This is a genomic window from Desulfocurvus sp. DL1XJH-121 (assembly GCF_054819825.1).
Genome location: NZ_JBTVWW010000017.1, coordinates 19,299 through 39,505, shown reverse-complemented (window position 1 = coordinate 39,505; position 20,207 = coordinate 19,299). Strand labels below are relative to the sequence as shown.

21 protein-coding genes are annotated in these 20,207 nt (G+C 69.4%); 11 read left to right on the top strand and 10 right to left on the bottom strand.

Translation table 11 applies throughout. The features are described from left to right. Positions 1-38 precede the first annotated feature (38 nt). The 10 genes from ACYYG1_RS12220 (at position 39) to ACYYG1_RS12175 (ending at position 9,822) form a co-directional block, all read left to right on the top strand. On the top strand, positions 39-707 hold the full coding sequence (locus tag ACYYG1_RS12220) for an HDIG domain-containing metalloprotein (RefSeq protein ID WP_461210598.1): 669 nt from the start codon (positions 39-41) through the stop codon (positions 705-707). Then, positions 670-1,590 carry a D-alanine--D-alanine ligase family protein gene (locus ACYYG1_RS12215; RefSeq protein WP_461210597.1) on the top strand — a complete coding sequence of 307 codons (921 nt, stop codon included), beginning with the start codon at positions 670-672 and terminating at the stop codon, positions 1,588-1,590. The genes ACYYG1_RS12220 and ACYYG1_RS12215 overlap by 38 nt, the downstream gene beginning before the upstream one ends. Then, positions 1,587-2,867 carry a 3-deoxy-D-manno-octulosonic acid transferase gene (locus ACYYG1_RS12210; protein WP_461210596.1) on the top strand — a complete coding sequence of 427 codons (1,281 nt, stop codon included), beginning with the start codon at positions 1,587-1,589 and terminating at the stop codon, positions 2,865-2,867. Before ACYYG1_RS12215 ends, ACYYG1_RS12210 begins: the two co-directional genes overlap by 4 nt. A 25-nt stretch (positions 2,868-2,892) precedes the next feature. Then, entirely contained in the window at positions 2,893-3,639 is a 747-nt protein-coding gene (gene kdsB / locus ACYYG1_RS12205) for a 3-deoxy-manno-octulosonate cytidylyltransferase (protein WP_461210595.1), read from the top strand. Continuing rightward, complete coding sequence (gene carA, locus ACYYG1_RS12200) at positions 3,636-4,763, top strand: glutamine-hydrolyzing carbamoyl-phosphate synthase small subunit (protein WP_461210594.1); 1,128 nt, start codon at positions 3,636-3,638, stop codon at positions 4,761-4,763. Before kdsB ends, carA begins: the two co-directional genes overlap by 4 nt. A 66-nt stretch (positions 4,764-4,829) precedes the next feature. Continuing rightward, complete coding sequence (locus tag ACYYG1_RS12195; RefSeq protein ID WP_461210593.1) at positions 4,830-5,657, top strand: tetratricopeptide repeat protein; 828 nt, start codon at positions 4,830-4,832, stop codon at positions 5,655-5,657. Positions 5,658-5,695: 38 nt separating this feature from the next. Next, on the top strand, positions 5,696-7,099 hold the full coding sequence (locus ACYYG1_RS12190; protein ID WP_461210592.1) for an FAD-binding protein: 1,404 nt from the start codon (positions 5,696-5,698) through the stop codon (positions 7,097-7,099). 52 nt (positions 7,100-7,151) lie between these two features. Further along, positions 7,152-7,766 (top strand): winged helix-turn-helix transcriptional regulator, encoded by a 615-nt coding sequence (locus tag ACYYG1_RS12185; protein ID WP_461210591.1) that lies wholly within the window; start codon positions 7,152-7,154, stop codon positions 7,764-7,766. After that, positions 7,763-8,872 (top strand): N-acetylneuraminate synthase family protein, encoded by a 1,110-nt coding sequence (locus ACYYG1_RS12180; RefSeq protein ID WP_461210590.1) that lies wholly within the window; start codon positions 7,763-7,765, stop codon positions 8,870-8,872. The genes ACYYG1_RS12185 and ACYYG1_RS12180 overlap by 4 nt, the downstream gene beginning before the upstream one ends. Further along, entirely contained in the window at positions 8,869-9,822 is a 954-nt protein-coding gene (locus ACYYG1_RS12175) for a glycosyltransferase (protein WP_461210589.1), read from the top strand. The genes ACYYG1_RS12180 and ACYYG1_RS12175 overlap by 4 nt, the downstream gene beginning before the upstream one ends. A gap of 149 nt (positions 9,823-9,971) precedes the next feature. Here the strand turns inward: ACYYG1_RS12175 and ACYYG1_RS12170 are convergent, their stop codons facing one another. After that, positions 9,972-11,627 carry a glycosyltransferase family protein gene (locus ACYYG1_RS12170; RefSeq protein ID WP_461210588.1) on the bottom strand — a complete coding sequence of 552 codons (1,656 nt, stop codon included), beginning with the start codon at positions 11,625-11,627 and terminating at the stop codon, positions 9,972-9,974. 161 nt (positions 11,628-11,788) lie between these two features. Between ACYYG1_RS12170 and ACYYG1_RS12165 the strand changes: the two genes are divergently transcribed. Next, positions 11,789-12,094: a hypothetical protein gene (locus ACYYG1_RS12165; protein ID WP_461210587.1), complete on the top strand. Its 306-nt coding sequence runs from the start codon at positions 11,789-11,791 to the stop codon at positions 12,092-12,094. Between the two features lie 20 nt (positions 12,095-12,114). On the opposite strand, the gene pdxA is transcribed toward ACYYG1_RS12165, so the two are convergent. The 9 genes from pdxA to ACYYG1_RS12120 form a co-directional block, all read right to left on the bottom strand. Further along, the gene (gene pdxA / locus ACYYG1_RS12160) at positions 12,115-13,101 is read right to left on the bottom strand and encodes a 4-hydroxythreonine-4-phosphate dehydrogenase PdxA (RefSeq protein ID WP_461210586.1); all 987 of its coding nucleotides are present in this window, start codon (positions 13,099-13,101) and stop codon (positions 12,115-12,117) included. A 105-nt stretch (positions 13,102-13,206) separates the two neighbouring features. Further along, a complete protein-coding gene (locus ACYYG1_RS12155) occupies positions 13,207-13,515 on the bottom strand; it encodes an isoamylase early set domain-containing protein (protein WP_461210585.1) in 309 nt (102 codons plus the stop codon). Positions 13,516-13,562: 47 nt separating this feature from the next. Continuing rightward, positions 13,563-15,017: a glycogen synthase GlgA gene (gene glgA, locus ACYYG1_RS12150; RefSeq protein WP_461210584.1), complete on the bottom strand. Its 1,455-nt coding sequence runs from the start codon at positions 15,015-15,017 to the stop codon at positions 13,563-13,565. A gap of 43 nt (positions 15,018-15,060) precedes the next feature. Further along, complete coding sequence (locus ACYYG1_RS12145; RefSeq protein ID WP_461210583.1) at positions 15,061-15,516, bottom strand: NUDIX domain-containing protein; 456 nt, start codon at positions 15,514-15,516, stop codon at positions 15,061-15,063. Positions 15,517-16,004: 488 nt separating this feature from the next. Next, complete coding sequence (locus ACYYG1_RS12140; protein WP_461210641.1) at positions 16,005-16,628, bottom strand: L-threonylcarbamoyladenylate synthase; 624 nt, start codon at positions 16,626-16,628, stop codon at positions 16,005-16,007. After that, the gene (locus ACYYG1_RS12135; RefSeq protein ID WP_461210582.1) at positions 16,625-17,224 is read right to left on the bottom strand and encodes a TrmH family RNA methyltransferase; all 600 of its coding nucleotides are present in this window, start codon (positions 17,222-17,224) and stop codon (positions 16,625-16,627) included. Before ACYYG1_RS12135 ends, ACYYG1_RS12140 begins: the two co-directional genes overlap by 4 nt. 127 nt (positions 17,225-17,351) lie before the next feature. After that, entirely contained in the window at positions 17,352-17,720 is a 369-nt protein-coding gene (locus tag ACYYG1_RS12130) for a response regulator (RefSeq protein WP_461210581.1), read from the bottom strand. Between the two features lie 200 nt (positions 17,721-17,920). Next, positions 17,921-18,352 carry a response regulator gene (locus ACYYG1_RS12125; protein WP_461210580.1) on the bottom strand — a complete coding sequence of 144 codons (432 nt, stop codon included), beginning with the start codon at positions 18,350-18,352 and terminating at the stop codon, positions 17,921-17,923. Next, the gene (locus ACYYG1_RS12120) at positions 18,352-20,130 is read right to left on the bottom strand and encodes a sensor histidine kinase (protein ID WP_461210579.1); all 1,779 of its coding nucleotides are present in this window, start codon (positions 20,128-20,130) and stop codon (positions 18,352-18,354) included. The genes ACYYG1_RS12125 and ACYYG1_RS12120 overlap by 1 nt, the downstream gene beginning before the upstream one ends. Positions 20,131-20,207 lie beyond the last annotated feature (77 nt).

Sequence of the window (20,207 nt, the reverse complement as noted above, 5' to 3'; positions counted from 1 at the left end):
CCGCACGCCCAACTCCAGACACAGGAATCCCCGGCTCCATGCAGTCCAGTTCCCAGCACGTCGACCACGAAGCCCACCGGGACAAGGGGACGTTTCTTTCCGCGCGCCCGGGCGATCTGGCCCCGGCTCCCGCGCCCGACGCCCTGCCCGTGCCCGACGACGAGTCCTGCGTGGCCCTGTGGGACAAGTACGCCGTCCCCGACCACATCCGCAGGCACAGCCAGAAGGTGGCGGACATCGCCCTGGCCCTGGCCGAACGCGGCGAGGAGCTGGGCGCGGCATCCCCGGGCATGGCCCGCGCGGTGCGGGCCTCGGCCATGCTGCACGACCTGGGCAAGATGTACTGCATCGAACACGGCGGCAGCCACGCCCAGGTGGGCGCGTCCTGGGTCCTCGCCGAGACCCGCAACCCGGCCCTGGCCCAGGGCGTCCTGCACCACGTCTGGTGGCCCTTCGACGTGGACGCGGCGCGGCATTTCCTGTCCTTGGCCGTGCTCTACGCGGACAAGCGCGTGCAGCACGACAGGGCCGTGTCCCTGGGCGCGCGCTTCACGGACCTGTTCGAGCGCTACGGCAAGACCGAACGCGCCCGCGAACGCATCACCCAGTCCCTGGAGCAGAGCCGGGCGGTGGAACATACCTTCAATGAACTCTTAGAGGTCAAACTCAATGCGTGTTCTTTTGATAGCGGGCGGCTGGTCGCCTGAGCGGGAGGTCTCCCTCTCGGGCGCGCGGGGCATCCGCAAGGCCATAGAGGAGCTGGGCCACGAGCCCGTGGACTACGACCCCCTCACCGACGGCCTGGACGCCCTGCCCGAGGCGGCTAGGTCCTGCGGCTTCGCCTTTTTGAACCTGCACGGCGCGCCCGGCGAGGACGGCCTGATCCAGGCCATGCTGGACGTGGTGGGCTGCCCCTACCAGGGGGCCGACCCGGCCGGATCGTTCCTGGCCCTGAACAAGACGGCGGCCAAGGTCCTGTTCCGCGACGCGGGCCTGCCCACGCCGGACTGGGAATTCCTGCCCACGCCGCCGCCGGCCAGCTGGACCCCGCGCCTGGCCTATCCCCTGTTCGTGAAGCCCAACAACGGCGGCTCCAGCCTGGGCATGAGCCTGGTGCGCGAACCCGGGGAGCTGGGCCCGGCGCTGGACGCCATCTTCTCGGGCGGGGGCGAGGCCCTGGTCGAGCCCTGCCTGGAAGGCGTGGAGATCACCTGCGGCGTGCTGGGCGACGAGGCCCTGCCGCCGATCATGATCCGGCCCAAGGACGGGGCCGCGTTCTTCGACTACGACAGCAAGTACGTGGCCGGAAAGTGCGACGAGATCTGCCCCGCGCCCCTGGACGAGGCCGCCACGGCCCGCGTGCAGGAGATATCCCTGGCCGCGCACCGCGCCCTGGGGCTTGCGGGCTACAGCCGCAGCGACTTCATCCTCGCCGACGACGGCCCCTGGCTCCTGGAGGTCAATACCCTGCCGGGCATGACCGCCACCAGCCTGGTGCCCCAGGAGGCCCAGGCCGTGGGCATGGACTTCGCGGCCCTCATCGGGCGGCTCATGGAGCTGGGCCTGGCCCAGCAGCGGAGGCGGCCGTGAACGGCCTGCCCCGGTCCACGCGGCTGCTGCTGGGCCTGTACAACCTGGCCTGGATTCCGGCCGTGCCCGCCCTGTACTGCGCCCCGCGCCTGCGCGAGGGCTTCGCCAGACGCCTGCTGCAGGGGGTTCCCGAGGGCTTCGTGGACATCTGGATCCAGGCGGCCAGCGCGGGCGAGGCCTACCTGGCCCGGGAGCTGGTCATGGGCCTGCCCAGGGACAGGAAGCTCAACGTGCTGGCCACCAGCACCACCCGCCAGGGCCTGGACATCCTGGAGCAGGCCGCGGACGACGCCCTGGCCAGCCACGACGCCCTGAACGTGCTCTGCTCGTATTTCCCCTTCGACGCCCCGTCGCTGATGGACAAGGCCATGCAGCGCTTCTCCCCCAAGGTGGCCGTGCTCCTGGAGACGGAGATCTGGCCCGGGTTCCTGGCCGCGTGCCGCGAGAACGGGGTCCCGGCGGTGGTGGCCAACGCGCGCATGAACACCGGCAGCCTGGCCGGGTATCTCTGCGCCTCGGGCCTGTTCCGGGCCCTGGCCCCGCAGCGCGTGCTGGCCGTGGACCCCGAGGCCGCCAACCGCTATTCCCTGGTCTTCGGGGCCGAGCGAGTGGGCCGCATGCAGAACATCAAGTTCGACCGCTTCCCCGGGGGGGACCCCGAGCCAGCGCCCGCGGACAGCCCGGTGCGCGCGATCCTGGATGGCGACGCGCCCTGCGCGGTGTTCGCCTCCCTGCGCACGGGCGAGGCCGCGCAGGTGGTCAAGGCGGTGAAGCTGCTCGCCGAGAAGCGGCCCAGGACCAACCTGGCCCTGTTCCCGCGCCACATGCACAAGCTCGACTTTTGGAGCAAAGCCCTGTATGAGGCCGGGTTGCACCCCGTCCTGCGCTCCCAGCTCCAGGCGCCGCCGCCCCCCGGGTCCGTGATCCTCTGGGACGTATTCGGCGAGCTGTCCGCGGCCTACGAATTCTGCAAGGCGGCCTTCGTGGGCGGGAGCCTGGCGGACCTGGGCGGCCAGAATTTCCTGGAGCCCCTGTGCCACGGCGTGGCGCCCTGCATCGGCCCCTACTGGACCAACTTCGCCTGGATCGGGCGGGAGATCGTGGACCAGGGGCTGGTCACGGAAGTGGGCGGCGCCCTGGAACTGGCCGAGCAGATGGCCCGCACCCTGGCGCGGCCGCGCAAGCGCGAGGCCGTGCGGAACAAGACGCGGGCCTACGTGGACGGCCGCAGGGGCGGCACGGCCACGGCCCTGGAATGCATCCTGGGCTACGTGTGAACCGACATTCAACCTTCTGAGGGCCATGCCTACCATACCCCCGGCCTACGGCATCATCCCCGCTCGCTACGAGTCCTCGCGCTTTCCGGGAAAGCCCCTGGCGGACATCCTGGGCAGGCCCATGTTCTGGCACGTGTACCAGCGCGCCATCCAGTGCCCGCTCTTGGGCAAGGTGGCCCTGGCCACGGACGACCACCGCATCTATTCCGAGGCCTGCAAGTACAACGTGCCCGTGCTCATGACCGGGACCGAGCACGCCAGCGGCACGGACCGGGTGCTGGAGGCCGCGCAGGCCCTGTCCCTGCCCGAGGACGCCGTGGTGGTGAACATCCAGGGCGACGAGCCCCTGCTCGCGCCGCAGATGCTCACGGAGCTGCTGGAGCCCTTCTCGGACCCGGACATCCAGGTCACCACCCTGGCCTCGCGCATCGGCCGCGAGGAGGCCGAGAGCCCGGACCAGGTCAAGGTCCTCTGGACCAAGGGCGGATCGGCCCTATATTTCTCCAGGGCCCTGGTGCCCTATCCCCGCTCCGGCGAGGACGAGGTCTTCTGGGGCCACATCGGGCTCTACGCCTTCCGCATGCGGACGCTGAGGCGCTTCGTGTCCCTGGGCGTGAGCGCCATGGAACGACAGGAAAAACTGGAGCAGTTGCGGCTGCTGGAAAACGACATACCCATCTACGTGGTGCCCACCACCCACCGCACCTGCGGAGTGGACCGCCCCGAAGATATCGACACGGTCATCAAGAGACTTTCGGAGACCAAGCAATGAAAGCGTATCTGGCACTGGAGGACGGCACCTGGTTTGCCGGGCGCTCCTTCACCGGCGAGGGCAACGCCCAGGGCGAGGCCATCTTCAACACCGGCATGAGCGGCTATCAGGAAGTGCTCACGGACCCGTCCTACGCCGGGCAGATGGTCTGCATGACCTATCCGCTCATCGGCAACTACGGGATCAACCCGGAGGACGTGGAGTCCTCGCGCATCTGGGTGGAGGCCTTCATCGTCAAGGAATGCTGCAAGGTGCCCAGCAACTGGCGCTCGGTGAAGAGCCTGCCCGACTACCTGTCCGAGCACGGGGTCATGGGCATCGAGGGCGTGGACACCCGGGCGCTGACCCGCCACCTGCGCATCCACGGCGCCATGCGCGCGGTCATCAGCACCGACGCGGTCACGCCCCAGGAGCTGGTGGAGCGCGCCAAGGCCCTGCCCTCCATGGAGGGCCTGGACCTGGCCTCCAACGTCTCGGCCAGGGAGCCCTACGTCTGGACCGAAACCGGCCCCAAGACCGTGGACATCTCCGACGGGCATCACCAGTGGGCCGGCACGGGCCCCAAGGTGGTGGTCTACGACTTCGGCATCAAGTGGAACATCCTCAGGCTCCTCACCGCGCAGGGCTGCGACCTGCTCGTGGTGCCCGCGCGCACCACGGCCGAGGAAGTGGAGCGCCTTGAGCCCGACGCCATATTCCTGTCCAACGGCCCCGGCGACCCGGCGGCCATCCCGGGCATCGCCGAGACCGTGGCCCGGCTGGCGGACCGCTATCCCACGGCGGGCATCTGCCTGGGCCACCAGATCCTGGGCCTGGCCCTGGGCGGCAAGACCTACAAACTCAAGTTCGGCCACCACGGCCTGAACCACCCGGTCAAGGACCTGACCACCGGGCGCATCGAGGTCTCCTCCCAGAACCACGGGTTCTGCGTGGACGTGGACAGCCTCTCGGGCATCGCCGTGACCCACGTGAACCTGAACGACCAGACCCTGGAAGGCTTCCACCACGTGAAGAAGCCCATCCTGGCCATCCAACACCACCCCGAGGCCAGCCCCGGGCCCCACGACAGCAACTATTTCTTCAAACGATTCAGGGAAATGGTGCGCGAACACGCCGGGGTATAGACGCGGGCGAAAGATTCGGGCAATACTTTCGCGAAAATCGACCACACGAACGCATACAGGATCAGCATGTCCAGCGAACTCATCAAAGCCCGGTCAAAGATTTCGCAGATCAAAGGCTACCTGAAGCAAGAAAAGCTTCTTCCGGCCATCGTCTCGCTGCACGATTCCGTGTCCGTGATCTGTCGCACGCCCCTGCTCAAACACGAGAAGGACGAGTTCGCGCGCAGCCTGGACACCGCCCTGCATCTGCTCAACGGCGACAAGGAGTTCCGCAAGGTCTGTCCCATGGTCCTGGAGTACCAGGAGGGGTCGGAGAAGGAGCTCCTCTCCGCCCTCAAGGAGCTCCTGGAGGACCTCCAGGGCTCGGCCGTGTCCGAGGCCCAGAAGATGCTCCAGGCCATCGACGACACCAAGCGCATGCAGCTGGAGCGCGGCTCGCAGCTCCTTGAAAAGGGCAAGTTCAAGGACGCCAAGGTCATCTTCGACAAACTGCTGCTGCAGTTCGCCGACGACACGGACCTGAAATACGAGATCGCCGAGCTCTACCTCAAGTACGACCGCAACAAGGATGCCCTCAAGCACCTCACCGAGGCCCTCAAGGACTTCCCGGAATCCGCCCATCTCTACAACCGCGTGGGCATGGTCCTGCGCAAGATGGAAGAGTACGAGATGAGCGAGAAGTATTTCATGAAGGCCGTGCGCCTGTCCGACGACGACCCGGGCCTGTACTTCAACATCGGCAGGCTCTATATCGACTGGAAGCGCTGGGAGAAGGTGGACGAAATGGCCACCAGGGCCCTGGAGATCAACAAGGGCTTCGTCGAGGCCCAGAAGATGCGCTCCTTCGCCAACAAGCAGCTCAGGAAAGAGGAAAAGGCCCGCAAGCAGGCCTGATCCCCGCCCCTTGGGCCGCCCGGCGCGCGCGAGGCCCCATGCCCCCGCCGACCTGCGACGTGCTGATCCTCGGCTCCGGCCTGGCCGGACTGCGCGCGGCCTGGGCCGCCGCCGAGGCCGATCCCCGGGGCCGGGTGCTCCTGGCCACGGCCGGGCGCGGCCCGTCCGGTTCCTCCTTCACCAATCCCAATGCCCGCCTGGGCTTCCTGGCCCCGCAAGACCCCGCCACGCGCGAGGACGCCGCACGGCGCATACTGGAACTGGCCCCGCCGGGCGCGGCGCGGCCGGAGCTGGCGCGCATCCTGGCCCGGGAGGCCGCCGGACGCCTGGCGGACCTCGAAACCCTGGGCGTTCCCCTGGCCCGGGACGCGACGGGCGCGCCCGTCCTGCACCATTCATGCTTCGCCCCGGACCTGCGCTGCGCCGTGCAGCTCACGGATCTGCCCAGGACCCACGCCCTGCTCATGGAGCGAACGCGCTCCCTGAACGTGGAGGTCCTGGAGGGATACACGGCCCTGTCCATCCTCGCCGACCCGGAACACGGGACCTGCGGCGCGCTCCTGGCCCCGACCGGGGGCGGCCCGGCCCTGGCCGTGCGCGCCGGCGCGGTGGTGGCGGCACTGGGCGGCCCGGCCCCGCTGTTCGCGGCCAACCTGTGCGGCAGCGGGGGCACGGGCTGGTCCTACGCCCTGCTGGCGCGGGCCGGGGCCGAGCTTGCGAACGCGGGGTTCGTGCAGTTCTTCTGGAGCGACGCGCGGGACGGGAGCTTCGTGAACCCGGCCCGCCTGGCCCGGGACGGCGCGCGCATCCTCGCGCCAGACGGCGGCGAGGTCGCCCTGCCCCCGGACATGGCGGCCCTGGCCGCCTCCCGCGCCGGGCACGCGCCCGCGTCCTGGGGCCTGGCGGACAGGGCCCTGGACCGCCTCCTGGCCCGCCACGCGGGCGGGGACGGCGGCGTGGGCCTGCGCCTCGGCGGCCGGGAGACGCGCGTCCTGGCCCGGGCCCATTGCGGCAACGGCGGGGCCCTGGTGGACGCGGACTCGGCCACCACCGTTCCCGGCCTGTTCGCCGCCGGGGAATGCGCCACGGGCATGCACGGGGCCGACCGCCTTGGCGGGGCCATGGTGGCCGCCACCCAGGTCTTCGGGGCCCGGGCCGGGCGCGCGGCCATGCGCCGGGCCCGGGACGGGGAACAAATTTCCGACGCTTCGTTCAGCGAATTAACGAAGATAGCCCTCCCATTCACACGCACCCAGGCCCCGGACACGCCCGCCCCCCTGCCCGCGCCCTTAGGGGCGAAGGCCTTGGAGGGTGACAAACAATTCTTTGAAAATACTATTGAATCAATAGAAGCATCACTCCAGCTTCGAGCCCCAGAAGCACCCCGTCCGGACCTGGAATCGGCATTGACTGTGGCGCGCTCCTTGCATAAAATCATTTAGCGCGTGAATGATTTGCCGCCCCGGCAGTCGACCCGCACTTTCGGAGGACGCCATGCTCCATTCCCACGGGCGGTTCCTGACGCCCAGCACGGACACCCGCACCCTCTCCATCCTGGAGACCCTGGCCAAAGACAGCGCCGTGTCCCAGTCCGCCCTGGGCGAACGCACGGGCCTGTCCGGCGCGCGCGTCAACGGCTATCTGCGCGAGCTGAAGGCCCTGGGCCTCATCGAGCGGCGGCCCGTGAACGCCAAGAGCTTCGAATACGTGCTCACGGACCGGGGCCAGCGCGAACGCCGCTCGCTCCTCGACGAATACTGCGCGGAAATCGTGCGCGGCTACACGGCCCTCAAGGCCCTGGTGCATTCCAAGCTCGCGGACCTAGCCGATCGCGGAGTCAGCCGCCTGGCCCTGTGGGGCGCGTCCGAGACCTGCGAGGTGGTGCTCTCGGCCATCCGGGACACGGACCTCTCCGTGCTGGCGCTGCTGGACAGCGATCCGGCCAAGCACGGCACCCTGCTGGCCGGGCACGCCATCCTGCCGCCCGAGGTCCTGCCCTCCCTGCACTGCGACGCCGTGGTCATCACGTCCTTCGGACGCAGCCAGGACATACACGCCCAGCTCCGGCCCCTGGCCGAGGCCCACGGCCTGGAGGTGGTCAGGCTATGAACACGCATTTCCCCGTCATCCGCCTGCGCGGCGGCCGCGAGATCGGCCCCGGGCGGCCCTGCTTCCTGGTGGCCGAGATCGGCAACAACCACCAGGGCGACGAGGCCACGGCGCGGCAAATGATCAAACGCGCTGCCCAGGCCGGGGCCGACGCCGTGAAATTCCAGAAGCGCGACACCCGCGCCCTCTTGACCCGCGCCGGACGCCGGGCCCCGTACGCCGGGCCCAACAGCTTCGGCGCCACCTACGGCCAGCACCGCGACGCCCTGGAGCTGCCCCTGGCCGCCATGGCGCGGCTCAAGGAATACGCCGAGGCCCTGGGCCTGGTCTTCTTCGCCTCGGCCTGGGACCTGCCCAGCCTGCGGGGCATGGCGGACCTGGGCCTGGAGCTGTTGAAGATCGCCTCCGCCGACCTGACCAACCTGCCTCTGCTCAGGGCCGCCAGGGCCACGGGCCTGCCCATCCTGATCTCCACGGGCATGAGCACCCTGGCCGACGTGGAAGCGGCCCTGGCCGTGCTGCGGCCCCTGGGCGCGCGGCTGATTCTTTTGCACTGCAACAGCACCTACCCCTGCCCGGACCGGGACGTGGCCCTGCCCGCCATGAACGAGCTGGCCCGGCGCTTCGGGCTGCCCGTGGGCTATTCCGGGCACGAGCGAGGCATCGCCCCGTCCCTGGGCGCGGTGGCCCTGGGCGCGTGCGTTGTGGAGCGCCATTTCACCCTGGACCGCACGTGGCCCGGCACGGACCACGCGGCCTCCCTGACCCCGGAGGAATTCGCGGACCTGGCCGCCATGGCCCGCGAAATGGAGGCCGCCCTGGCCGGGCGCGCCAAGCGCGTGACCCCGGGCGAGGCGGCCTGCGCCGCCAAGCTGCGCAAGAGCATCGTGGCCGCGCGCCCCCTGCCCGCCGGGACCGTGCTCGCGGAAGCCGACCTGACCGTGAAGAGCCCGGGCACGGGCATCTGCCCCCTGCGCTGGGACGAGGTCCTGGGCCGCACGCTGCTGCGCGCCCTGGACGAGGACGAGATGCTGGCCCCCGGGGATCTCGCCGGTGACGAGGCCCCCGCCGAATCCGGCAAGGCCGCGGCCGGGGGCGCGTCGTGAACATCCTGATGATCGCGGTCAACGACCCGGCGGGCACGGCCATCGGCTTCGCCGAGGCCATCAACGAGCTGAGCCCCCATTTCTGCCGCGTGGCCACCCTGGAGACCCGCTACAACCACGGCTGGCGCAAGGACCTGCACGTGCCCGACCTGGACGAGGCGGGCCTGGAGGAGCTGCGCGACGCCCTGGCCACGGCGGACGTGTTCCACTTCCACATGACCGCGGACGAGCGCCTGCGCCTGGGGCCCTTCCTGCCCTCGGACTACCTGGCGGGCAAGACCGTGGTCCACCACCACCACGGGCACCCGGACTTTAGGGGCAACCCGGGCAAGTACCGGGACAAGTACGCGGCCCTGGGCCGCGGGAACCTCCTGGTGAGCACCCCGGACCTCCTGGACCTGCTGCCCGGGGCCCGCTGGCAGCCCAACCTGGTGGACGAGGACGCGCCCCTGAGCACCCCCCTGGCGGACAAACCGCTGGAGCCCGTGCTCGTGGCCCATTCGCCCACGTGCAAGGCGCTGAAGAACACCGACGACCTGCTACGCGCGATGCGCGAGATGCACGCCACGGGCCGGGACATGGGCCTGGACCTCATCGACGACGCGCCCCACGACGAATGCCTGGCGCGCAAACGGCGCTGCCACGTGTGCTTCGACCACATGCAGGGCTACTACGGCATGAGCAGCCTGGAGGCCCTGGCTCAGGGCCTGCCCACGGTGGCCGGGTTGTCGGAGAACTGCATGGGGCACATGCGGGAATTCGCGGGTCGCGACGACCTGCCCTGGCTGGTGGCGCGCGACCCCGGGGCCCTGGCCGCGACCCTGGGCAGGCTGGCCGACGATCCGGACGAACGCCTGCGCGCGAGCCAGGCCTCGCGGCGGTTCATGGAACAAAGCTGGAACAGGCGGCGGGTGCTCGATCGGCTGCTAAATTTCTACGCGTCCCTCTAGCAGGCCGTTGAAAAACAGCGATCTGCGGCGTTGCTGCAAAAAATGCAAAACCTCGCGTATTGGGATACGCGTCGGTCTTGCATTTTTTTTGCGCCTTGCATCTTACTATTTTTGAACGGCCTGCGTCCAAGGACCTCTCCGACAATCCTCTAGGCGGCCCCTTCCGCATCGATGGCCCCCGCGATGCAACCGGTGCGGTCGCCCGCGGCCAGGACGCGGCGGAAACGCGCCTCTTCCCCGGCCCGGCGCGCCGTATACAGGGCGCCCAGAATTTCCTCCAGCCCCTCGCGCAAGCGCATGGCGCGCAGGTTCACCAGGCCCAGCTCCAGGCCCAGCCGCCAGTCGTCCGGGCAGCGCAGCCCCAGGTAGGACAGGGTCCGCAGCCGAAGCCCCTGGGCCCCGCTGCCTTCCTCGGCCAGCAGCGCGCTCATCCTGCGCATCACCCCCTGGTCCTCGATCTCCAGGACCACGGCCTCCTGCAGGCAGTCGTAGGCCGACTGCGGCAGCCCGCTGCCCACGGCGTAGGAGAAGCCGCTATTCACGGGCAGCCAATGCCGTTCGCACTCCTTGGCCCAGGCCATCCAGAACTCCGCCGGGGTCGCGGGGTCGCTGCGGCGCAGGCCCGCGGCCAGGGCATGGCGCAGCCAGAAGGCCAGGGCCAGATCCATGCGCCCCAGGCGCAGCCCCAGGACCGAGGCCGTGAAATTCAGCTCGAAATCCCGGGCAAAGGAGGCCCGGGCCAGAATCTCCTCCAGCCGGGACAGGGCTTCCGCCCCGCGCCGCCAGAAAAAAAGGGCCCGCAGCAAGGCCGCCAGCCCATCGGCCTCGTGGCAGCGCTCGGCCATGGCCGCCAGCACGGGAACGGGGGCCACCTCGCAGGTCCCGGCCTCGTTCATGCGGTACAGGGCTTCCCAGACCGGGGCGTCCCCGCCGCGCCGGGCCTTGCCCGCGTGGCGTCCGGCCAGTTCCAGCACGCGCCGGGCGCGGTGCTCGGGCAGGTGTTCCGCGTTGACCCGAGCCCAGGCGGCGCGGGCCATGGCCTCGGCCTCGGCCGGGCGCGCGAGCCAGCGCCGCACCAGGGAATCCAGTTCCAGGATGTCCTCGAAGACCAGCACCTCGCGGCCGGGCTTGAAGAGGAGCGCGATGTCCGAGGACACGGACTGGTTCAGGACCAGGCAGCCGCAGGACGCGGCCTCGAACAGGCGGAAATTGACCTCCGAGAAGATGGCCTCGTTGGGCACCAGCCGGGTATCGTCGTAGAGATCGAGCATGGCCGCGTGGGACACGTCCTGCACCGCGTCCAGCCCGTGGCGCTCCCGCAGGTGCTCCACCATGAGCACGCGGGTCGGGCGTTCGGGCGAGATGCGGCCCACGAAGCGGAGGTCCGTGGCGCGTTCGCGCCAGGGCCTGAAGGGCCGCCGCAGACCGAACCAGGGCAGATGCTCCACCACGGGCAGGCCCAGACGCAGCAACCGGGGCATCCAGGCGTCCTGGGTGGTGAGCACGGCGTCGAACATCCGGCCGTAGGCCCGATGCCACCAGGCGTTGAGGTGCGTGTCCACGGACCAGAAGAGCTTGGCGCAGGACAGGGAGCCCAGGCCCAGGAGCAGGGTGCGGAGCCCCAGGGACTCCACGTCCAGGAGCAGCTCCGGCTCGAAGCCCCGCCCGTCCAGGAGGCCGGGCAGGTCCACGGGGCCCGGCCCGGGGGACAGGGCCAGGACCTCGTGGCCCAGGGCCGTGAAGGCCCGGGCCATGACCGAAGAGTTGACCACGCACACGCGCACGATGGGTAGGCTCCTTTCCAAGAAAAACGGCGGGCCCCGGACATTGCGGAAGGCGGGGCGGGGCTGCGCGCCGGGCTAAAAAATCCTGGTCAAAAAAAGGATGAACAGTTTCAATTTTCCCGGCATAATAAAGGGTATCACCGTGAATGCAACCCCGCGCCGCGCGGGCCAAGGAGAGATTCATGAACACCCTGCCCCCGGAACTCCTGGGGCTCATCCGCCATCGGGACTGGGAGGCCGTGCACGCGGCCTGCACCCGGGAGATGACCGACGCCACCCCCGACCAGGCCTTGATCCACGCGGCCCGGGTCATCCAGGCCATGGACATGCTCACCGGCGGCCTGCACACGGACCCCGAGGCCTGCCGCGCGGCGGGCTGGATCCTGATGCTGGCCGGAGCCGACGACCACGCCGTGAAATACCTGCAAATGGCCGAAACCATCCAGGATATCCAGGCCAAACACCAACAGGACGCCGACAACAACTAGCCCCGCCCTGCCCCGGCCGCTCAGGCCGTGAGGGTCTCCGCCAGTTCCAGAGCCGCCGCCAGGCTGCCCGTGTCCGCCGTATCCTTGCCCGTGATGTCGTAGCCCGTGCCGTGGTCCACGGAGGTGCGCACCACGGGCAGGCCCAGGGTCACGTTCACGGCCTCGGAGAAGTGCAGCAGCTTCAGGGGGGCCAGGCCCTGGTCGTGGTACATGGCCAGTACGGCGCTGTAGCGCCCGGCGGCCGCGAAATGGAACACCGTGTCCCCGGGCAGGGGCCCTTCCACGCGCACCCCGCGCTCCCGGGCCGCGCGTACGGCCGGGGCGATGATGCGGATTTCCTCGTCCCCGATCTTGCCGCTCTCCCCGGCGTGTGGGTTCAGGCCGCACACGGCCACGGGCGCGGGGTCCGGCTCCAGGCGGCGCACCAGGTCCCAGGTCAGGTCCAGGCACAGCCCCACGCGCTCGGGCGTGACCAGCCCGGCCACGTCGCGCAGCCGGGGATGGGTGGTGACCAGGGAGACCCGCAGCCGGGGGCCGCAGAGGTGCATGCAGACCCCGTCGCGTCCCGCGCCCAGGCGCTCGGCTAAAAATTCCGTATGCCCGGGGAAGTCGAAGCCCGCGTCCTGGAGCATGGCCTTGTTCAGGGGGCAGGTCACCACCCCGGCGGCCTGCCCGGCGTTCAAGATCTCGCAGGCGGCCTCCACGGCCAGGCCCGCGGCGCGGCCGCCCTCGGGATGCGCCTGCCCGGCGCGCACTGTGTACGCGCCCTGCTCCGGCGGGGTGAAAAGGGTCAGCGGGGCCGGGGGCGCGGCCACCTCGGCGCGCGTCACCGGCCGCCAGAATCGCGGCAGTCCCAGGCGTTGGCGATGATATTCAAGGCCCTCGGCCGGGCCGATGAGCACCACGGGGCGCGCGGGCGCGCGGCCCGCGCCCAGCAGGCGGCAGACGAGTTCGGGTCCCAGGCCGTTGGGGTCGCCCAGGGTCAGGAGCAGGGGGGAGGAATCCATGGCGCACCGTCCTTTACGCAGTTGTCGAGCGCGGCCCATGCCGCGCGCGACGACAGTACGCCAAGGCCCGCCCCCGGTCCAGAACCGGAGACGGGCCGGAAATCATCAGGTCTCGACCACGGAATTGTCGCAGTTGCCGTAGTGGCTGCGCGCGTAGCCGTCCGCCTCCCAGTCGTTCTCCCATTTGGTCTCGTCGATGAGATAGCGGTACTCGAACCGCTGGCCGGGCTCCAGCTCCAGGACTTTCTTGAAGGAGCCGTCCTTCAGGCGCTCCATGGGCGTGGCGTAGAGGTTCCAGTTGTTGAACTCGCCCACCAGGGCCACGGACCCCGCGCCCGGGGCCGCGTCCGCAGGCAGGCGGAAGGTGACCTTCACCCTGGCCTTGGTCTTCATGTACTGCTTCTTGATCGCCATGGCATCCTCCAGCGCGGCGCGGGGGGCGCCGCGAAGCGTTGACGGCCTCAGACGGACACGCCGAGGCCGCGATAGACGTCCAGGTAGCGCCGGGCGGCGTCCTCCCAGGAAAAGGCCACGCCCATGGCCCGGCCGCGCAGGGCGGCCCACTGTTCCCGATCCTCCCACAGGGCCACGGCCCGGCCCACGGCCTCGGCCAGCGGCCCGGCCTCGGGGCGCGGGAAGATGAAGCCCGTGGAGCCCTCCCCGGGCCAGGGCACGATGGTGTCGCCCAGCCCGCCCACGGCCGTGGCCACGGGCGGGGATCCGAAACGCAGGGCGTACATCTGGGTCAGGCCGCAGGGCTCGTAGCGCGAGGGCATCAGGAAGATGTCGCAGCCCGCCTGGATGAGGTGCGCCAGATCCTCGGTGTAGCCGATGACAGCCTCCACGCGGCCCGGCCAGTCCTCGCGCAGGGCGGCCAGGCGCGCCTCGAACTCCAGCTTGCCCTCGCCCAGGACCACCAGGCCCACGTCCAGGTCCATGAGCCGCTTGATGGCGTCCAGCACCAGGTCGATGCCCTTCTGCCGCCGGAGCCTGCCGATGAATCCCAGGATGGGCCGGTCCATGAGGGCCTCGTCCATGCCGAAGGTTTCGATGAGCGCGCGCTTGCAGGCCTCTTTGCCCCGCGTGTCGGCCCGGGAGTACGAGCTGGGCAGGAAGCGGTCCGAGCCCGGGTCCCAGACCTCGTAGTCCGCGCCGTTCAAGATGCCCGTGAGCAGGTGGGAACGATGGCGCAATATGCCTTCCAGTCCGCAGCCGAACTCCGGGGTCAGGATCTCCCCGGCGTAGCCCGGGCTCACCGTGGTGATGGCGTCGGCGTAGGCGATGCCGCCCTTGAGCAGGTTGAAGTCCCCGTAGTACTCCACCCCATCCATGTGCCAGGCCTCGGGCGGCAGGCCGCTGGTCTCGAACAGGCGACTGGAAAAGCGCCCCTGGAAGGCCAGGTTGTGGATGGTCAGGACGCTTCTGGTCCGCGCCAGGCGCGGGTCGTCCCGCCGCCAGAAGTGCAGGTAGGCGGCGGCCACGGCGGTCTGCCAGTCGTTCAGGTGGATGACGGAGGGCACGGGCTCCAGACGCCGGGCCAGCTCCAGCACGGCCCGGGAGAAGAACACGAAGCGCTCGCAGTTGTCGAAATAGTCGCCGTGGTGGGTGCAGTAGTGGAAACGGCGGTCGAAATACTCGGCGCGGTCGATGAAGTACACGGGCATGCCGTGGAAATCCGCCCGGTACACGTCGCAGGTCACGGGGTCCCAGGGGTAGCCCACGGGGCAGCCGGAGATCTGCAGCCGCACCGGGAACTCGGCCGTGGACATGCGCCCGTACATGGGCGTGACCACCGCCGTGTTCACCCCCTGGCGGTGCAGAGCCAGGGGCAACGCTCCCAGCACGTCGGCGAGCCCCCCGGTCTTGGAAAAGGGGAACATCTCCGAGGTGGCGAAAAGGACCAGTGGTGCTGCCATGATGCGACGTCTCCCGGAATCAGGGCACCGTACGCGCGGCGGGTTACGGTTTCAGGTCGCCGGGGAGTCGCAACGTCCGCCGGAAATCCTCAAGGATGCTGCCATGGTCGAAGGCCAGGACCCCGGGCAGGCCGTCCAGGGGGAAAAAGCGCGCCGTGGCCGCGTCGTCCCCGGCCCGCAGGGCCCCGGGGTCCACGGCCTGGGCGGCGAAGACCACGCTCATGGTGTGCATGCGCGGATCGCGCCCGGGGTCGGAATACACGCCCAACAGCCCGATGAGCACGATGTCCAGCCCCGTCTCCTCGCGGGCCTCGCGCACGGCCGCCGCCTCCACGGTCTCGCCGTAGTCCACGAACCCGCCGGGCAGGGCCCAGCCGAAGGGCGGATTGGCCCGCTCCACCAGCACCACCCCGCGCCGGGCGTCGAAAATCACCGCGTCCACCGTGGGCACGGGGTTGCGGTGCTGCCTGCCCCCGGCGCGGCTGCTGTCCGAATCCATGGGTCATGCACCTCGCTACGGCCAGAAGCCGTTTTCGGCCCGGGAAACCGGGCCATTATGGGCAAATATAGGGCAATGAAAAATCGAAGACAAGAATCTTTTGAATAATTGAAGTTGTTTGAAACTCCCCAGCGGGAAAACGGGCCGTGGTTCAAAAATTATTCCCCCGTCGCCCCCCTGCCCGGGGCCCGCGCCCCGGCCCCGTCCGCCCCCGCAACGAGCCCACAAAAAACGGAAACCGGCTTTACCCCGCCAAAGGTAAAGCCGGCTTCCCGTAAAGAAAGGATGGGATGACGCACAGAATATAGCAGATATCGTGCCAACGCCGGGAATCCCGGAAGAAAAACAATATCACACCGCAATAACTGGAAAATGTTCCTGACGGCTCGAAACGGGACCACGCGCGGGGGTAAAATTTTTTGGCCCGTTCCGGCCGAAACCCCCTGCATGACTGGGGCGGAGGTTCAAATATTTACCCTTGGGGCGGTTCAGGAACCGGCCGGAACTGGGCGGAACCCGGCGGCGCGAAGGGCGTCCATGGACACGGCGCCCAGGCGGTGCACCACGAGAACGCCGTCCTCGCCCGCGCCAACAACGGTGGAGGCCGCGCCCCCCGAGGGGCCGGGGGCCAGGGCCAGGACCCCGTCCACGCGCCGGACCAACTCGGGATCCAGCCGCGCGGGGTCCGCCGTTGCCGGACGGCCGCTCAGGTTGGCGCTGGTGGCGATGAGCGGCGCGCCCGCCGCGAGGCACAGGCGCGCGGCCAGGGGATGCGGGGTCAAGCGCACGCTGGTCAGGCCCCGCTCGTCCGATACCTGGGGCGGCAGGTGCGCCCGCGCACGCACCAGCACGGACAGGGGCCCGGGCCAGAAGCTCCCGGCCAGGCGCTCCAGGGTCCCGGATATCTCGTCCGTGACCAGGGAAAGCTGCTCCATGGCCCCCACCACCAACGGCAGGGGCTTGGCCGGGGCGCGGCCCTTGATGGCCATGACCCGGGCGGCGGCGCGCGCGTCGCGGCCGTCCCCGCCCACGGCGTAGAGGGTCTCCGTGGGGTAGACCAGGCAGCCCCCGGCGCTGACGATCTCCAGGGCCCGCTCGAAATCCACGTTCATCGCGCGCACCAGTCCTCTATCCGCGCCTCGATCTCCTCGGGGGCGTAGGAAGGGTTGTCGTACATGCCCACGGCCCGGCGCTGGCGGTAGGCCTCGTACAGGATCACGGCCGCGGCCACGGACACGTTGAGGCTCTGGACCATGCCCATCATGGGCACGTAGATCTGGTCGGGCACCAGTTCGTCCAGCTCAGGGTCCACGCCCCGGTGCTCGTTGCCCAGCATGATGGCCGTGGGCCGGGTCATGTCCCAGTCCATGAGCGGCCGCGCGGTCTCGGAAAATCCCGTGGACAGGATCTGGTAGCCCTGGCCGCGCAGGCCGCCGACCAGGGCGGCGGCGGCGGTGTGGCGCGTGCGGGAGACCCATTTCTTGGCCGAGGCCGAGGACTTGCGCCCCAGGTTGGGAAAGGCCGTGTCCGTATAGTAGAGGTCGACCTCGTTGACGCCGAAGGCGTCGCAACTGCGCAGGATGGCGGAAACATTGTGCGGGTCGTGGATGTTGGCCAGGACCAGGCGCAGGTCCTTCTGCCGGCGCATAAGGACTTCGCGCACGCGGTCCTTGCGCTCCTGGGTTCTGCACTGGGGAATCTTGGGCATCTGGGCGGCTCCCGGGACTGTTTCCCGCCTGCGGCGGAAAGCGGTTCTCGACGTGCCGCCGTGAATGCCACGTTTTGCGCACCAAGGCAAACCGCCCGGCCAAAGCACCATGATTCCGGAAACGCTTCTAGGCGATGGCTTGGCGAATCTTTTCCAACAGTCGATCCAGGTCGCAGGGCTTGACCAGATAGTCGAAGGCCCCCTGGCGCACGCCCTCGCGGGCCGCGCGCTCCGAACCGTGGCCCGTGAGGATGATCACGGGCATGGCGGGCAGCATCTTCTTGAAGACCCCGAGGAGCTCGATGCCGTCCATGCCCTCCATCTTCAGATCAACCACGGCCACGTCGAAGTCCCGGCCGCGCAGATGCTGGATGGCCTCGGCCCCGGACGAGGCCAGGGTGGCGTCCACGCCCCGCCGCGCCAGACGCTTGCCCAGCACGTTGATGAAGGCCTGCTCGTCGTCCACCAGCAGCAGCCTGATGGGTTCGTCCGCCATGCTCCCTCCTCTACAACTCCACTTTACACGGCCCCGACCGCCGTCAGGCGGTCCCCACACGCGGCACGCCTCGCGGCGGAAGGCCTAGAAGCGTGCAAGCGCAAGGCGCAAGGCCGGGGCAAGACCGAAGCGTATCCAAATACGCGAGGTTTTGCCCCGGCCGCAGCAACGCGGCGATTGTGCGCTTATAGGCCTTCCGCCTAGTCGCCGCGGCGCAGGGCGATATTCATGGCCTGAGCCTCCAGGATGCGCTGATCCTGCTCCCGGCGCCGGGCCCCGGCCTGGGCGATCTTGTCCATGAGCACCTCGACCTCGCAGGGCTTCATGAGGTAGTCGAAGGCCCCGCGGCGCATGCCCTCGATGGCCGTCTCCACGGTGGCGTGGCCCGTGAGCATGATGACCTCCACCATGGGCTGGTCGGCCTTGATGCGCTGGAGGGTCTCGATGCCGTCCAGCCCGGGCATCTTCACGTCCAGGACGACCACCTCAACGAGATCGTCGGCCTGCAGGGCGTCGAGGGCCTCCTGGCCGCTGGTCGCCGTCTTGACCTTCAAGCCCCGCTTGTCCAGGCGCTTGGCCATGGCATCCAGAAAACCCTGTTCGTCGTCCACCAGCAGCACTCGCTCGTGCATCAGGAGCCTCCTTCGGAGTTGATCGTCCCAGGTTCATGGCCGCCGCCCCGCGCGTCCCGGTCCGTCCGGGGCAGGGGCAGGCGGATGGTGAAGGTGGTGCCCACTCCCACGGAGCTGGCCACCGTGATCTCCCCGCCCATCTTCTTGACGATGCCGTAGATGATGGACAGGCCCAGGCCCGTGCCCTTGCCCACGGGCTTGGTGGTGAAAAAGGGGTCGAAGATGCGTGGCAGGTTGGCCTGGGGGATGCCCGCGCCCGTGTCGGCCACGCTGATGACCAGTTCGTCCCCTTGCCGGGCCGTGCCCAGCCTGAGCTCGCCGCCGCCGCTCTCCATGGCGTCGATGGCGTTGTTCACGAGGTTCAGCAGGACCTGCTGCATTTCGGAACACGAGGCGTGGATGTGCGGCAGGCCCTCGTCGAAATCCGTGACCATGGTCACGTTGGCGTAGCGCGCGCGCTGCTCCGAGAGGTCGGCCATCTCGGACACCAGGTCGTTGACGTCCACCTCCGTGGGCGTGGGATCGAGCTTGCGCGCGAAGGACAAAAGCTTGTGGGTGATCTCCCGGCAGCGGCGGCCCTGGCCCCGGACCTGGGCCACGGACTCCATGATCTCGGCGTGGCGGGGCGTGGCGCGCATGGCCTCCTCGTCCATGAGGTCGCCGATCCACCCGGCCTCCTCCATCATGATGGCCACGGGGTTGTTGATCTCGTGGGCGATGCCCGCGGCCAGCTCGCCCACGGACACGAGCTTGCCCGCCTCCACGATCTGCTCGTTCATGCGCTCCTTGTCCTTGTCGGCGCGCACGATGGAGCCCACCATGCGCCGCGAGAGCACCACGGCCATGAACACGATGGCAGCGCCCGACAGGAGCACGCCCACCAGGGCCACTAGGCGCGCGTGGTAGAATTCGGCGAAGGCCTCGGACTCGTCCTGCTGGTAGACCAGGTACCAGCTGCCGTCCTTGAGGGGGGCGGCCAGATAGAGCAGGGGCTCGCCGTGGGGACCGGGGCGCACGTCCATGGCCGGGGGCGGGACCGGGCGCAGGACGTCGGCCGGGACGTCGCCCGAACCGCCCTGCCGGGCCCCGGCCGCCTGGACCAGACGCACGATGCCCCGCATGGTGTCGGGGTCGGGCACGAAACCGCCCCGGCTCCTGGTCTGCAGGCCGCCCTCGCGGTTCACGATGTAGGCCTGGCCCGTGCGTCCCAGGCGGATGGAGTCCACCAGTTCGTTGAAGGCCACGAAGTCGATGGTGGAGCGCACGATGCGCACCTCGCCGTTCCAGACCCGCTTCACGGCCACGATGAAATGCGGCAGGCCCCGCAGGCCCAGGAACACGTCGCTGATGTAGTGGTCGCGGCGCATGGCCTCGCGGAACCAGAGGGCCTGGGAATAGTCGGCCTCCTCCAGGCGGAAGGGCCCGGCGTAGGCCGTCTGGAGGCCTCCGGCCCCGACCACGCCGATGTCCACGAAGACCCCGCCGTGCCTGCGCTGCAGGCTGAGGAGCACATCCTCCAGCAAGGCCTCGTCCTGCAGGCGCTCGCCGTCCAGGATGTCCGCCACCACCTGGATCTCGGCCAGCTTCTCGCGCAGGAATCCGTCCACGTTCTGGCGGTGCTTGAGCACCAGCTGCTCCACGTGGGCCAGGACCTTCTCGCTGTACGCGGACTGGAACTGGTAGCCGCCGATGACCGAGAGCCCCAACAGGGGCGCCAGGGAGACCAACACGATGGTCACGATCATGGTGCGCCGCAGCGCCTGGTATTGCTTTTCCATGCTGGCCGATCTCCGTCCGGTTCGACGCAACCGTCCCATTTCATTCCATAGTGCATCAATCCCATCCGCGCACACGC

Excerpts from the sequence above, each read along its gene's own strand:
- ACYYG1_RS12220 (WP_461210598.1), top strand. The coding sequence starts at position 39 with ATGCAGTCCAGTTCCCAGCACGTCGACCACGAAGCCCACCGGGACAAG.
- ACYYG1_RS12215 (WP_461210597.1), top strand. The coding sequence starts at position 670 with ATGCGTGTTCTTTTGATAGCGGGCGGCTGGTCGCCTGAGCGGGAGGTC.
- kdsB (WP_461210595.1), top strand. The coding sequence starts at position 2,893 with ATGCCTACCATACCCCCGGCCTACGGCATCATCCCCGCTCGCTACGAG.
- carA (WP_461210594.1), top strand. The coding sequence starts at position 3,636 with ATGAAAGCGTATCTGGCACTGGAGGACGGCACCTGGTTTGCCGGGCGC.
- ACYYG1_RS12195 (WP_461210593.1), top strand. The coding sequence starts at position 4,830 with ATGTCCAGCGAACTCATCAAAGCCCGGTCAAAGATTTCGCAGATCAAA.
- ACYYG1_RS12190 (WP_461210592.1), top strand. The coding sequence starts at position 5,696 with ATGCCCCCGCCGACCTGCGACGTGCTGATCCTCGGCTCCGGCCTGGCC.
- ACYYG1_RS12185 (WP_461210591.1), top strand. The coding sequence starts at position 7,152 with ATGCTCCATTCCCACGGGCGGTTCCTGACGCCCAGCACGGACACCCGC.
- ACYYG1_RS12180 (WP_461210590.1), top strand. The coding sequence starts at position 7,763 with ATGAACACGCATTTCCCCGTCATCCGCCTGCGCGGCGGCCGCGAGATC.
- ACYYG1_RS12165 (WP_461210587.1), top strand. The coding sequence starts at position 11,789 with ATGAACACCCTGCCCCCGGAACTCCTGGGGCTCATCCGCCATCGGGAC.
- pdxA (WP_461210586.1), bottom strand. The coding sequence starts at position 13,101 with ATGGATTCCTCCCCCCTGCTCCTGACCCTGGGCGACCCCAACGGCCTG.
- ACYYG1_RS12155 (WP_461210585.1), bottom strand. The coding sequence starts at position 13,515 with ATGGCGATCAAGAAGCAGTACATGAAGACCAAGGCCAGGGTGAAGGTC.
- glgA (WP_461210584.1), bottom strand. The coding sequence starts at position 15,017 with ATGGCAGCACCACTGGTCCTTTTCGCCACCTCGGAGATGTTCCCCTTT.
- ACYYG1_RS12145 (WP_461210583.1), bottom strand. The coding sequence starts at position 15,516 with ATGGATTCGGACAGCAGCCGCGCCGGGGGCAGGCAGCACCGCAACCCC.
- ACYYG1_RS12140 (WP_461210641.1), bottom strand. The coding sequence starts at position 16,628 with ATGAACGTGGATTTCGAGCGGGCCCTGGAGATCGTCAGCGCCGGGGGC.
- ACYYG1_RS12135 (WP_461210582.1), bottom strand. The coding sequence starts at position 17,224 with ATGCCCAAGATTCCCCAGTGCAGAACCCAGGAGCGCAAGGACCGCGTG.
- ACYYG1_RS12130 (WP_461210581.1), bottom strand. The coding sequence starts at position 17,720 with ATGGCGGACGAACCCATCAGGCTGCTGCTGGTGGACGACGAGCAGGCC.
- ACYYG1_RS12125 (WP_461210580.1), bottom strand. The coding sequence starts at position 18,352 with ATGCACGAGCGAGTGCTGCTGGTGGACGACGAACAGGGTTTTCTGGAT.
- ACYYG1_RS12120 (WP_461210579.1), bottom strand. The coding sequence starts at position 20,130 with ATGGAAAAGCAATACCAGGCGCTGCGGCGCACCATGATCGTGACCATC.